A 13,537-nucleotide genomic window follows, 5' to 3' on the forward strand; every position below is an offset into this window, starting at 1 on the left:
ACCTCCTATACCGGCCGCATATTTTTTCTGACCATTTCCACCGCCCGGAGCATGCCGCCCGCCTTGTGACGTGTCTCGTAGTATTCCTTTTCCGGAACCGAATCGGAGACGATGCCCGCGCCCGCCTGTATGAATACCCTATTCTTTGTAATCAGCATCGTCCTGATGGTGATGCACATGTCCATGTTCCCCGAAAAGCTGAAATATCCCACGCATCCGCCGTATGTCCCCCTGCGGCACGGCTCCAGATCGTCGATGATCTCCATCGCCCTGATCTTCGGTGCCCCGGTGAGGGTCCCGGCGGGAAACGCCGCCCTGATGACGTCGAAAGACGTCTTTCCTGGAAGGAGCCTTCCCTCGATGTCCGATACGATGTGGATCACATGGGAGTATTTCTCGATACGCATGAGGTTCGTGACGTCAATACTGCCGTATTCCGAGACCCGGCCGAGATCGTTCCGTCCCAGGTCAACCAGCATGATGTGCTCCGCCCGCTCCTTCTCGTCAGAAAGCAAATCCCTGGAAAGCTCGTCGTCCTCTTCATCGCTGTTTCCCCTGGGCCGAGTGCCGGCGATGGGCCTGAGCTCCACCGTATCGTCCTCCTTCCTTACCAGCACTTCCGGGGACGAACCCGCCAGGATGACGTCGTCGAATTTGAGGTAGAACATGTACGGAGAGGGATTGATTGATCTCAGGGCGCGATACAGATTGAAGGGATCGCTTTTCAGCTCCATCTCAAACCGCTGGGAGAGAACGACCTGGATGACATCGCCGTCGATGATATGTTTTTTCGCCCGATCTACAGCATTCATGTAATCGGCCCTGCTCATATTCGATTCGACGAACAGGTGCTCCCCCTCCTCCGTCTCGAGGTGATCGATCGACAAAGGTTCTCGCAGTTTGTGAATCGTCCTCGTGATGCGATTGGCGGCGTCCATATATGCCGCTTCCATATCGACGCCGTCATCTAAAAAAACGTTCGCCACCACCTTCAGGGTATGCTTGACGTTATCGAAGATCACAATGGTATCGGTGATGATGAAGTAGGCGTCGTATACATTCAGGTCGTCCTGAGCGTTGTCCGGGATGTCCTCGATGAACCTGACCGTATCGTAGCCGAAATACCCGACGGCACCTCCCCAGAATCGGGGAAGCCCGTTGACCGCGACCGGTTTGTACCGATCCATGAGATTCTTGAGCTGCCCGAAGGGATCAGTGTGCTTTTCCGCATAGAGGAGCTCGCCGTCTTTCACCACATCCACCCTCGTCCCCCTCACGCGGAAAATGATCGACGGATCAGCGCCCAAAAAACTGTATCGCCCCCACTTTTCGCCCCCCTCGACGCTCTCCAGCAGAAAGGCGTGGGACGAACCGTTCAATTTTTTCAAGGCCGAAACCGGTGTCTCGAGATCGGCCAGTATCTCCTGGTAGATCGGTATGAGATTTCCCTCTGTGGTGAGCTTTTTGAACTCTTCGAAGTTGGGTGTTATCATCTACTTCTCCCCCAATAAAAAAGGCCGTGGATAGTCTCCACGGCATGTACGACTCGGTCGAAAAAAAAGCCGTGGACACTGAGCTTCGTCCACGGCCTTTTCGGCTGAATATGTTTTAATGGATCACCGGACGGACGAATCTCCTATGTAGATACGCCACGCCCAATTGAAATAATTGCTTTTTCGGTTATACATCATCATCATTACCGTTCACTCACGTTGGTGCAGGTTATTATACGTTTTCACACATTCGTGTCAAGTTTTTTTTCATCCTGTATGAAAAAAACATACGATACGGCTCTGAATAAAAACGATCGACATATTTACGTCATACCGTCCTCATGCTACCTTTTTCTCTTCATCAGACGCACCGGTATCAGTATCACCAGCACCAGCAGTATCAGGACGATCAGTGCGACACCGATCCCGATCCACGTCAGGTAATTGCCACCGGCGACGAGCTTTACCGGATTCAGGCTCGGCTCCGGCACAATCCTCCCCTCGGTCTCCCGATAACGGTCAGGGATTTCTACAAGTCCGTCATCGTCCGTGTCGGGAAAGCTCATGACATATTCTATCGGCGCGTACCAGTCTTTCAATTCCTGCACGCCGGATGTGTCCGGATCGGCATCCACCACGTATTCGCCGAGATCGTCGATGGGGGTGCCGTACCGATCCTTGGGAATCATCGTTAATATCCCAGAGGTATAATTCTTCACCACCTTGATGAATGAGGCGTTGTAGTAGTTCGTCGCCACCTTGTAGAGCTCCGTGTTGTCGTCGGAGTAATCCAGCGGTACAAACTCACCGTTATCATCCTCGATATATATCTCCGTCACGCGATCGAAGATCATCCGCTTCGGGTTGTACTTCACCTTCACACCCGATACCTGCAGGAAGTAATCGCTCCCCTTTATGGGATAGATGGAGGTAAAGACCTCCATCACCTTCTTTATCTCCGATGCGTTCAAGTAGAACGATACGATCGGATACCCCATCGTATCGTCAACGCCGATTCCCAACGGTACAACCCGAAAGAGATCCGCAATCTCGATCACGCCGGTTTTCCCCTTGAGAACGTCCGACCTGATGACACCAAATGACTGTATGGTAAAATCGACCCGGGTGTCGGGGTCGGCGGGGTCGTATTCCCTTCTATCCACGGACCAGCGGATGGCGTCGGTGACGAGATTTCCCAGTCCGCATTCCTCCTCCAAAATATGGAGGTCATAATCGGTCTCCGCAATCCCCTGTGAGTATGTCAACCCGTAGTTTTTGAGGACATCGGCATTGATTATCCCGATGTACGATGATATTTCATTCGAGATCGCTTCATCTCCGACTATCTTATCGTCCACCGACACGTATTCGTAGTCGGAAAGGCCGACGCCGTCTTCTCCCACGAGGAGATCCAGCACCCCCACCCATGCGCTGTAGCTTCCCGCCTGAACGATGATACAGTCATCCACAACGATCGGCTCCGGCAGGACGGTGTGGGTATGTCCGCTGACGATAACGTCAATGCCGTCCACCGCCGCCGCCAGCAGCTCGTCCTCTGATTTTTTCGGATCATCCCTCAGGCCGCTGTGGGAAACACAGATAACGACATCCACCTGTTCTGTGTCTCGGAGGTATGCAACCTCCCGGACTGCCGCTTCCGTCGGATCTGAAAAGGTTACCGGCCACGAGAACGGGGCCACCTCCGCGGCGTCCTTACCCAACAGGCCGAAACATCCGATGCGGAGGCCGTCTTTTTCTATCACCATATGCGGAACGATCAGTCCCTCGTCGAACAAAGCCTGTAATGAATCATCCGCTGCCTCCGTCTCGTCAAAAACCACATTCGACGCCACGATTGGAGGGAGCTTCCCCTTCTTCATCGCACTGGTGAGAATGCGGGCGAGCCCGTTCGGTTTTAGATCAAACTCGTGGTTTCCTAACGTCAAAACATCATACCCCATGTCGTAGAGCAGCGTCAGCTCCACAGCCTCCTCCCGGGCGATCATGTGAAAGAGAGAGCCCATCATGAAGTCTCCCGCGTCGATAACCAGAACCGGGTTGTTCCGACGTTCTCTCTCCTCGTTGATGACCGTCGCGACTCGGGAAAAACCGCCCACCGTATCGTCATCCAAAAGACCGTTGGGGGAATAGTCGCAGTTTGGACTTAAACCCATGAGCTGTGAATGGATATCGTTCGTGTGTATGATCGTCAATGATTTTTCCGCCCCAAGGGCGAAGGCCGTCATACTCACGATCATCATCATGCCAATGATACTTTTAAAGACACATTTCATATCAAATACTCCTCTCACCATGCGGCATAGAGCCGATCGATTGAACCCGACGATACAAAGATTTCCGGACCGCTTTCGCCGAAAACATCACACAAACACGGCGTACGTTTCCGTGTTATTCATTTCCAGATTTGTCCCCACGACAAGACCGTACCAGGGCCCAATACGCTCCCAGGGCCGACCCGAGGCCGTCCATGACAACATCAAGGGGATCGCATTCACGGAGGGGAACATAATACTGGTGTATTTCGTCACTTATACCATACACCGTCGAAAAAACGAATGCAAAAAGGAAAACCCGGCCTGAGGCAGTCCCGGGAAATTGCACTCGCACGGCGAAAAAAGAGAGATAGGAAAGAATCAGGTATTCGATAAGGTGCAGCAGTTTATCGACACCGGGAGGACCGGTATCTACATCATTGCCCGGTATTGAGGAGGCGAAAAAGATGAGGACACAGTATACACACACTCCGATCCATAAAAACATGCGTTTGTTCAATATTGGATCCGTTGCCCATGATAGATAAGACAAGAAACCTGTTTACATCTTATACTTGCCGAAATCATCCGGGTCAAGCTTTTCCAATACCTCCGCCCATTTTTTCTTCGCTTCTTCACTGTGCAGGTCTTCCGGCTTTGTTAGGTCGATTTTTCTCGACCGCTCGATAACCGACTCCTCCATGTAGATTTTCGCCTGAGTCCTCAGCGCTATGGCAATGGCGTCACTGGGGCGAGAATCAATTTCGTAGTTGCGTCCGTCGGCGACCATGTAGATCGTGGCATAATAGGTGTTGTCCTTGAGGTCATCCACCACGATTCTCTCTATGACGATATTCATGGTTTCCATGATATTTTTCAAGAGATCGTGGGTCATGGGGCGGGAAAATTCGATTTCCTCGAGCACCGTAGCGATGGCGCTGGCCTCCAGAAGACCTATCCAGATTGGAACGGAGTTTTTGCCCTCAACTTCCTTGAGGATGACAATCGGTACACTGGACAACGGATCGATGGCCAGACCGCTAATCTCCATTTCCTTGGCCATTACATGCTCCTTATCGAGTAATTGTGTATCGCTTCTCCCAAAAGGGAATTGTTGCGCGCTTCGATGATTTTAACCGGTATGAGAGAGCCGATATCTTCATACCGTCCGGTGAAGTTGACCACCTTGTTATGGACGGACCTCCCGGTGATGACATCCGGATCCCTACGGCTCGTTCCCGTGGCAAGCACCTCTTTTATCGTATTTACGTGGAGCCTGTTGGTACAAAGCGTGTGTTCTTTTTGAAGTTCCTGGAGAATGGTGAGTCTCCGTGATTTTTCTTCATCATCGACGGTGTCTTTCAGGGTTGATGCCTTTGTGAGCGGCCTGGAGGAGTATTTGAACGAATAGGCGCCGTCGAACCTCACCCGCTCCATGACATAGAGCGTTTCTTCAAAATCTGTGCTCGTTTCTCCGGGAAAACCAACGATAATATCCGTAGTTACGGCAAGATCGCTCCGCACACTTCTGAGGGCATCAATTTTCTCAAGATACTCCTCTTTTGAATACTTTCTGTTCATTGCCGCAAGCACCCGGGAAGAACCGGATTGGAGCGGAAGATGGATATGAGAACAGAGCGCCGGTATCGTTCGATATGCATCCACCAGACGGTCGGACAGGTCCTTTGGATGTGACGTTGTAAAACGAAGGCGCCTGACGCCCGGTACATCGGCTACATGCTCGAGTAGCTCGGGGAAATCCATCCCCCGCTTTGGATCCCGATAGGAATTGACATTCTGTCCCAGCAGCGTGATCTCGACGGTACCACCCGCTCCCAGTTCCTCGACATCCCTGATGATCTCGCCCGCGTTTCTGGACGATTCCCTCCCCCGCACAAACGGCACAATACAATAGGAGCAAAAATTATTGCATCCCTGGGTGATGGTCACAAACGCGCTGATCAACCCCCTCCTTCTTGGAAAGGGATCGATACGGCATTCATCCGAAAAATCGTCGGCGATAATAGGTCCGTGCCCCTTTCGGATTTGCGCGACGATGTTCGATATCTCCCCCACGTGATGGGTTCCGACAACCGCATCGACGATCGGAAACCGCTCGATTATCACGGCCGCATTTTGCTGTGCCACACATCCGGCCACAATAATAATCAGATCGGGGTGCTTCTCCTTGAGATCACGATATCTTCCGATTTCGCTGTATGTTTTCTCCTCGGGCTTTTCCCGAACGCTGCAAGTATTGATGATGATAATCTTGGCATCCTCGGCGCTCTCTACGGATTCGTACCCGTCGGTTAAGAGAATTCCCTCCATGCGCTCGGAATCGTATTCATTCATCTGACACCCGAAAGTTCTGATGAACAGTCCCGAGGGAGTGTCAGGGTGTGGTGAAGAAAACCGCGTCATACAATGAACCTACAAATTCTCGAGAATATACTTCGACAAAAGCGTTATATCATCGTCTTCATTTGTGTCTTCAAGGTTCCCGATATACCCGGTCTCCACTTCGTACGCCAGTTCTCCGATAATAATTGAATCCAAAAAAATATCCGGATTGAAATCACACAGCTCGTCTTTTGTCTTCACCAAACCCAAGAGTTCAGGAATGTCTTCGCCGCCGGACGTCAGCTTGATAAACTTATATGCAGGGATAAGCTTGTAACTAGCCTTTCCCCCCGACAGGGTGGTGACGACATTATCTGAGAAGGACATCTTGCCCTCATTCACCCATGCTTCCAGTTTTTCCTGAGGTATAAAGATTTTCTTTTTGAACGTCATAGCCGTATTATGTAACATCATAACATATTGAAATGCATGGATATCCCTATACTACTCCGTCAATTATAACATATAGCGATTACTTATCAAGAGCAAAACCTTTCCATCCCCGAAAGGATGGACGAGCCGCCATCAGCACCACGGGCAAAACAAACAAATCCGCCACCAGCGCGCTGAACATGGTAAACGCCGTGAGGATTCCAAAGGAGCGAGTGGGGACGAAGCTTGCCGCCAGAAGCACGATGAATCCGCTTCCGATAACGATTGAGGTGAACATGATGGGGCGGCCCGTATTTTGTATCGTTTTGTCTATCGCGTGTTCAACATTTCGACCGTCGGCGATTTCCCGAAAATATCTGGTAATAAAATGCACTGTATCATCTATGGCGATCCCTATGGCCACGCTGGATATCATGGTGGTGGACGTATCAAGGTCGATCATGAGCCAGCCCATCAGTCCCAGTGTCAGGAATACGGGGATGACGTTCGGGATCATGCTGAGTCCGCCGATATAGACGGATCGAAAGACGAAAGACATCACAATGAAGATCATAAAAAGCGCCAGCATGATGCTCCGTATCTGGCTCTTCACCAATTGTGACGACATATTGTCATACAACACGCTGGTTCCGGTAACCCGGATATCCAGATCCTTCGAGAAATTATCCTCGCAGAACAGGATGACGTCATCCACGAATGCGAGCAGGACCTTTGAGCTCATGGGCGTGGTTCTGGCCAGCACGGTCCCATTTTCGTAATAGAAATCGACGAATCGTTCGAAATCATCGGGATCGCCGCTCATGGAATAGAGCAGCAGATATTGAGCCACCAGCTCTCTCGATTCCGGGATTACATAATAGTCACGGTTCTCATCGTGCATGGCCAGATTCATGTCTTTGAGAAAATCCACCAGCGATATGGTTTTCGTGACGTGCTCCTGTGATTCAAGATATCGCTGCAGCCGCTCCATTTCCCGCAAGGTCGCGGGGTTTTTTATGGCGTCTTCCTCGCCGCCGCCGATATAGACATTTAAGGATCCGGTCCCGGTGAGATTATGAGAGATGAAGAACGTCGATCGGTAAATGTCGCTTTTCTTCCTGAAATAGTTGATCACGTCGGTCTCCACGGTGATCCGGGTGATGCCGATGATTGAAATAACCGAGAGGATGACGGAGACAATCACCACACGCCGTTTTTTGTGTCGGACAAATTTTGAGAGCCAATGGAGGAAGCGCTCAAACACACCGGGATCCTTCTTCTCCCGCATTCGCATCTTCGAGCGGGGTATGTAATACAGGATATTCGGCACCACCGAGAGAACTACAATAAACGAGAAAATCACACCGATCGCCGTAAAAATCCCAAAATCCCTCACCGCGGATATATTGCTGACCGACAATGATGAGAACCCGATCGCTGTTGTAATGGTTGTCAAAAAACAGGGAAGCAACATGTGACTCGTCGTTGTCTTCAGCGATGCTATTTTGTCCGGTATCGTCCGGTTGTTTTCCTGATAGTGGGAGAATATATGGATGGTATGCGCCGTCGTCATGACGATGATCAGTGGTGTCAGCATGGCAAGCACCACCGTCACGGGCCGACCCATCAGTGATACGAATCCCATCGTCCAGGTAACGCTGATACACACCATCACCAGCGGGATAATCGTACAGTGGATGGACCTGAAAATTCCATAGAGGATCATGGCCATCAAAAGAAATGTGACCGGAATGAATATCATCTGATCCCGCTTCAGAAACCTCCCCATATCGTTCTTGATTACCGGAACACCGGCGATATACACGGGGATATCCTTGGGCACCAGCTCATCCACCGCTGCCCTCACCTGTGCGGTCATCTCGTCCGTAATCGTCTGGGGCAGGTCTTCGGACGACAGCATGCCGTAGAGAGCCGTAAGGTGCTCATCTTCGGTTATCAGATAATTAATATGAAGAGGATTGTCAAATACCGCCTGTCTGAACGCCTCAATTTCCGCATCCGTGCGCGGCAGCGTCTCCATCAACGGCTTGACCTCGAGAAGGCCCTCGGAACCACGGATTTCATCAACATCGGTCAGGCTGATGACCTCATCCATGTTCTTTATTTTTTCGAGTCGCCTGGTGAGCGCATCAACAACTTCGAGAAAATCGGGGGCGAATACCGTATCCGTCTCAAGGGCGATGATGAACACTTCATCGCTCCCGAATATTTCCTGAAACTCCTCGAAGAATTGCTTGTCCGGGTCTTTATCGGGAAGCATCCCCTCCACGGAGTTGTCCATACTCAGGTCTTTCAATTGAAAGCCGAAAAATGCCGTGATGATCACGACAATGACGAGTATCGGTATTCTGAATCGAAAGATGAAATCGGTGATATGTTTCAAAGCAGTCGAGCCGCACCGTGAGAAATGGGGAGAGAAATCATCGTTGGACGAAACAGTTGTAACAGATTACATCCGTTCGGTCAATAAAATTGATTGAACGGCGGCAAAACAATAAATATTTTAGCAAAAAAGTAATAAATACTGGAGCAAAAATGGCCCGATATGCTCATCGCCCCCCCACGCACCACCGGGGTGTGCGGACTATTCGATCATCAAAAAGGCGTATCGGTTCATCGGCTCGTCATAGTTCCGCAGTACCTCGATCGGCAACCCGTATTTCCGTACCGTGGAGAATACATCCATGGCCATTCCTTCGGGCGATGGGCGGGCGCTTCTCGGATTCTTGCAGTTGAGCTTGGTGCCCGCGCATTCTGCACAGAGGCTGCATTCATCCATGAACAGAAGAAACGCCTTGCGGTATCCCGAGATAAACACGTCCCGCTCCATCTTCAACAGCTTCATGTTCACCTCACGCGACCACTCATGCCGTTTTTTCGGATCGGGGATCTGCTTTTGGAAGTGGAAGACCACACAATCGGTATATTCGCTGAAAAATCGACGGCATTCATCCACAGAGGGTGTATTGGGAGGACAGCATCCGACGGAGCCGTATGAGCCGCAGCCGAACATGCATTTCATCCGCACCCACTGAGACACCACGATGTCCCGGGACCGTATCCACGTGTAATCGTCATACCCGTGATCGGCAAACAGTGCATTAAGGCGTTTTTTGTCAACCATGTTTCCGTCCTCTTTCGATGGGATAATCAGGATTCAAGGGTAAACGCATCTTCCTTTTTCGGTCTTTTGTCGAATCTCTCCTTCATCTTTTCGTATCCGGGCCTTCCCAAAAGTCCCCCGGTGTACTGCTTTCCCTCCTCGACTCCGGGCTGATTGAAGGGATCGATGCCGTAGAGATGCCCTGCGAAGGCCGTCGCCGCCTCGAAGAAGTAGAACAGCGCACCGATGCTCTCCGCCGTGATGGACGGTATCGTCAACGTCATGGAAAGCCGCCCCGAAAAGGCAAGGGCCGCCTCTGTCGCCCTGCGCTCCGTATCGAGAAGCGTCCCCATAGTCTTCCCACCTAAGTATCCGATCGGCTCCAGATCCGAATAGATATTTGGAATCGTTATATCCACCCCGAAATCTTTCACAGCGATGAATGTGATGACTTTGTCAAGAGGTCCTTCGGAAAAAAGCTGAAGGAGTGAGTGCTGATCGGTGGCCCCCACCGCAGCAACCGGCGTCTGCCCCACACCCGCCGTATGTCCTTTTTTCGTCTCTTTTTTCTTCCCCAAGCTCTCCGCCCAAAGCTGCATGTACCACAGCGACAGGTTATAAAGGTTCGATGCATACGGCATGAGGACGGCGACATTTCTCCTGTATAGGACGTCGGCTATATACATCAAAAATCCGTACATATATGCCGGGTTTTCCCTCCATGAAACGCCGCGAAAGGATTCCTCCAGACGCTCAGCGCCCGCGAGCATTTCCTGTATGTCAACCCCCATGACCGCCGACGGAAACAAGCCGACGGGTGTCAGGATAGAGTATCGCCCGCCGATCGCCGGTGGAACATCGAGTGTCGGGAATCCCTCCTGATTCGCAATGCGTCGGAGCAATCCCGCTTCCGGATCCGTCGTGCAGATAATGTGGGTTTTCAGCACCTCTTTCCCGAGCTTCTCTCTCAGGAGGTTCATGAATATCATGAACTGGCTCATGGTCTCAACGGTTCCGCCCGATTTGCTGATGATGTTGAAGGCCGTCCGATCGAAATCAAGGGTTTGTATGAGTGAGTTGAGAATCACCGGATCTACATTATCGACGATAATGGTCCGACGACCCGGCGTATCCAGAGAACCGACAAGGGCCTGCTGCACCGCTCTCGCCCCCAGGGCTGATCCGCCGATACCCAGAACGACGAGCGTATCGATACGATCGTCAAGCGACAGAAGAGCGCCCTGAACCTGATTCATGTATCCCTTGAGAAACTGCGTGTCGAGAAACCGCAACCCGCCGTCGGCCCGTTTTTTGGATATTTCCTCTTCGGCCATTCGGGCGAGATCTGAAAACTTCAAAAAGTCCTTTTCCGAAACGGCGTCTTCCGTTCCGAGGACCCGATCCATCATATAATTATAATCGAGATGTAGCGACATAGGTCATATACTCCCAATAAGCGATATCTGATACTCTAAATCATTCATGCCGTATTGTCAATTGAGAGGTTAATACCGTTGCGTACAGAATCAGAATGTGGTAAAATTTTTTCTAATCTTATATGTATCCCCACTATTCACAAAACGTACATTCGAGTGAGAGAACATCATGATCCCCGACAATCGACTTGTAATGAAAGGCATGCTTACTGTCCTCTCGCTTCCCGGCCTCATTCAAACCATTGATACGTCGAAAAATATCCAGATTCTCCTGAAACCCGAGAGCAGAAAAATCGGAAGGCTTTACTTCTCGAAGGGCAAAATCATCCACAGTTCGGTGGGAGACAATGTGAGCGGTCGAAAGGCGTTTTTCAGGATGATGGGATGGCGGGATATCCCCTTTGAGATGTTCGAGATGAAATACGACGCGGAGGAGCTCGATCAGAACATCTCGATGGACACCACGACCTTGATACTTGAAGGGATGCGCCAGGTTGACGAAATTCAGCGCCTTGAGGAAGTGCTTCCGCTCTATTATAAGATTAAACCGAATGATGAAGTGAAGGGAGAACTCGATCCTCATGAAGAAGAGATACTCTCTCTGATTTCTCCCGGGGACTTTGTCAAGAATATTCTCGACAAGTCCCCCGACTACGATCTGGATATCTACAAGACCATGAAACGGCTGATGGAAAAGAAGGCCATCACGTTTCTCCGTATCAAGATGCTTGTCATCGACGACAATAGGTTTTTTGCTGATCTGATCCAAGATGTCATTGAAAAGATATTCAGCAATCTTTTCACCACATTGATTCTTGACGGAGGCGAAAAGGGAATCAATGTGATCTTGAGCCAGCAGAAACCGGATCTGGTGATATCGGACCTGTTGATGGACGGAAAAGACGGGTTTGACGTTATCGATGCGGCGAATCAAAACAATATCCCGGTGATCATCATGACCTCCGAGCGCAGGAACAAGGATATGATCATCGAGATGGGTGCGAAATACATGCATAAGTCGGTTCTGGGATCCGACGATTTCACCGAAGTGTTCAGAAAAACAGTCCTGGACACGCTCACCGCGGACCATTAACCTGATCTATCTATTCCATGCCGGACAGAATGAAAAATGAGGGAAGGATGAAGTACGTGCATGGATATGACTCAAGAGAAAACAGGCGCCTTCAGGATCAGGCAAATACTTTGGTCGAACTCTTACATTCCGACACCTCTTATAATGCTGGAAGCCTGGTTTTAAAAGCCGGTTGCGGAGTCGGCGCTTAAACTGTCACTCTCGCCCGCAACAACCCACATGCGTCGTTCATTTCGATCGATATATCCAAGGATTCTATTTCCGAAGCAAAAAAAAGTGTGGCGTCTGCAGGCCTGAAGAATGTCCAATTCCAACAGGCCGATATATTCAATATGAACTTTGAATCGGAGTCGTTCGACCACGTCTTTGTATGTCATGTTTTGGAGCATCTTTCTCGACCGGATGATGCCCTGGCCATATTAAAAAGCTTCATAAAGACCGGCGGTACAATCACTGTCATTGAAGGCGATCACTGCTCGGCATATTTTTACCCTGATAGTCAAGCCGCTCACAAAGAAATAGAATGTCAGGTGGAAATGCAGAGGCGTGCCGGAGGCAATGCGATGATCGGAAGAGAGCTGTACCCACTCTTAAGGAAAGCGGGCTTTCACTCCATTCATGTTTCTCCACGAATGATCTACGTTGATTCCAGCAAACCCGACCTTGTTGAAGGTTTCACAAAAACACATTTACCGCGATGATCGAAGGTATACGTAACGTCGCCCTCAAGTCTCACATAGTCGATGAAACCACTTTTGATCAAGGTATCAGAGATTTATACAGAACAGCGGATGCCGACGGCGTTTTTTGTTATACGTTTTTTAAAGCAGTCGGAATAAAACAATAAATCGCCGAACCGGCGGCAGAAGTTGGGCCAGCAAATGATCGCAGCTTCTTTATGGGCCGCTTCACTTCGCCGTAAAACATCGTACAACGAATCCGCTGTCCCGACGACGTAATACTTGATACTCGCCTGTTGAAACGGTTTTATGATATGTGGTGCACTTTTCAGTTGTGAATTGAATTTTTGTGAGGTGAAAGTGGGACGATAAAAGATAAGGTGTTAAAAATCGACTCTCTTTTTAAGTTCTCTGCCGACTTTAAAGAACGGCAGTCTTTTTGATTTCACTTCGATAGTTTCGCCGGTTTTCGGATTCCTGCCCGTATATGACCTGTATTCCTTGACGGTGAAACTTCCAAAACCCCGAATTTCGATCTTGTCATTGTCCTTGAGGGCCTTGGTCATCTCATTAAAAACCAGATTGATAACCTTTTCAGACTTCTTTTGTGTCAAATCGGTATTTCTCGCCAGATGTTCCACCAAATCTGATTTATTCATTATA

At 50.0% G+C, this 13,537-nt stretch carries 11 protein-coding genes and 1 pseudogene; 2 read left to right on the plus strand and 10 right to left on the minus strand.

Features of this window, described 5'->3' with window-relative positions; genetic code table 11:
• Nucleotides 1–5: 5 nt before the first annotated feature.
• From trpE to JW885_12370, 9 genes are all read right to left on the minus strand, one after another.
• Entirely contained in the window at nucleotides 6–1,493 is a 1,488-nt protein-coding gene (gene trpE / locus JW885_12330) for an anthranilate synthase component I (GenBank protein ID MBN1882955.1), read from the minus strand.
• 344 nt (nucleotides 1,494–1,837) lie between these two features.
• On the minus strand, nucleotides 1,838–3,787 hold the full coding sequence (locus tag JW885_12335; GenBank protein ID MBN1882956.1) for a bifunctional metallophosphatase/5'-nucleotidase: 1,950 nt from the start codon (nucleotides 3,785–3,787) through the stop codon (nucleotides 1,838–1,840).
• Between the two features lie 115 nt (nucleotides 3,788–3,902).
• Nucleotides 3,903–4,274 (minus strand): VanZ family protein, encoded by a 372-nt coding sequence (locus JW885_12340; protein MBN1882957.1) that lies wholly within the window; start codon nucleotides 4,272–4,274, stop codon nucleotides 3,903–3,905.
• 54 nt (nucleotides 4,275–4,328) lie between these two features.
• Entirely contained in the window at nucleotides 4,329–4,829 is a 501-nt protein-coding gene (locus tag JW885_12345; protein MBN1882958.1) for a bifunctional nuclease family protein, read from the minus strand.
• Nucleotides 4,829–6,190: a tRNA (N6-isopentenyl adenosine(37)-C2)-methylthiotransferase MiaB gene (gene miaB, locus JW885_12350; protein MBN1882959.1), complete on the minus strand. Its 1,362-nt coding sequence runs from the start codon at nucleotides 6,188–6,190 to the stop codon at nucleotides 4,829–4,831. The genes JW885_12345 and miaB overlap by 1 nt, the downstream gene beginning before the upstream one ends.
• A gap of 9 nt (nucleotides 6,191–6,199) precedes the next feature.
• A complete protein-coding gene (locus JW885_12355) occupies nucleotides 6,200–6,496 on the minus strand; it encodes a hypothetical protein (protein MBN1882960.1) in 297 nt (98 codons plus the stop codon).
• Nucleotides 6,497–6,641: 145 nt separating this feature from the next.
• Nucleotides 6,642–8,945 carry an RND family transporter gene (locus JW885_12360; protein MBN1882961.1) on the minus strand — a complete coding sequence of 768 codons (2,304 nt, stop codon included), beginning with the start codon at nucleotides 8,943–8,945 and terminating at the stop codon, nucleotides 6,642–6,644.
• A gap of 201 nt (nucleotides 8,946–9,146) precedes the next feature.
• The gene (locus JW885_12365) at nucleotides 9,147–9,686 is read right to left on the minus strand and encodes a DUF2284 domain-containing protein (GenBank protein MBN1882962.1); all 540 of its coding nucleotides are present in this window, start codon (nucleotides 9,684–9,686) and stop codon (nucleotides 9,147–9,149) included.
• 26 nt (nucleotides 9,687–9,712) lie between these two features.
• Nucleotides 9,713–11,101, minus strand: a complete 1,389-nt coding sequence (locus JW885_12370; GenBank protein MBN1882963.1) for a glucose-6-phosphate isomerase — start codon at nucleotides 11,099–11,101, stop codon at nucleotides 9,713–9,715.
• Nucleotides 11,102–11,270: 169 nt separating this feature from the next.
• On the opposite strand from JW885_12370, the gene JW885_12375 reads away from it, so the two are divergent.
• Nucleotides 11,271–12,194 carry a response regulator gene (locus JW885_12375; protein MBN1882964.1) on the plus strand — a complete coding sequence of 308 codons (924 nt, stop codon included), beginning with the start codon at nucleotides 11,271–11,273 and terminating at the stop codon, nucleotides 12,192–12,194.
• A 47-nt stretch (nucleotides 12,195–12,241) separates the two neighbouring features.
• Nucleotides 12,242–13,041, plus strand: a pseudogene (locus JW885_12380) (methyltransferase domain-containing protein).
• Between the two features lie 216 nt (nucleotides 13,042–13,257).
• Here the strand turns inward: JW885_12380 and JW885_12385 are convergent.
• A complete protein-coding gene (locus JW885_12385) occupies nucleotides 13,258–13,533 on the minus strand; it encodes an integration host factor subunit beta (protein MBN1882965.1) in 276 nt (91 codons plus the stop codon).
• Nucleotides 13,534–13,537: the final 4 nt, after the last annotated feature.

The organism is Candidatus Zymogenaceae bacterium (genome assembly GCA_016931225.1).
In the GTDB taxonomy this organism is placed as follows: domain Bacteria; phylum Desulfobacterota; class Zymogenia; order Zymogenales; family Zymogenaceae; genus JAFGFE01.

Coding starts and splice junctions, on each gene's coding strand:
- JW885_12340 (MBN1882957.1), bottom strand. CDS start 4,274: ATGTTTTTATGGATCGGAGTGTGTGTATACTGTGTCCTCATCTTTTTC.
- JW885_12355 (MBN1882960.1), bottom strand. CDS start 6,496: ATGTCCTTCTCAGATAATGTCGTCACCACCCTGTCGGGGGGAAAGGCT.
- trpE (MBN1882955.1), bottom strand. CDS start 1,493: ATGATAACACCCAACTTCGAAGAGTTCAAAAAGCTCACCACAGAGGGA.
- JW885_12335 (MBN1882956.1), bottom strand. CDS start 3,787: ATGAAATGTGTCTTTAAAAGTATCATTGGCATGATGATGATCGTGAGT.
- JW885_12385 (MBN1882965.1), bottom strand. CDS start 13,533: ATGAATAAATCAGATTTGGTGGAACATCTGGCGAGAAATACCGATTTG.
- JW885_12370 (MBN1882963.1), bottom strand. CDS start 11,101: ATGTCGCTACATCTCGATTATAATTATATGATGGATCGGGTCCTCGGA.
- JW885_12345 (MBN1882958.1), bottom strand. CDS start 4,829: ATGGCCAAGGAAATGGAGATTAGCGGTCTGGCCATCGATCCGTTGTCC.
- JW885_12365 (MBN1882962.1), bottom strand. CDS start 9,686: ATGGTTGACAAAAAACGCCTTAATGCACTGTTTGCCGATCACGGGTAT.
- JW885_12375 (MBN1882964.1), top strand. CDS start 11,271: ATGATCCCCGACAATCGACTTGTAATGAAAGGCATGCTTACTGTCCTC.
- miaB (MBN1882959.1), bottom strand. CDS start 6,190: ATGACGCGGTTTTCTTCACCACACCCTGACACTCCCTCGGGACTGTTC.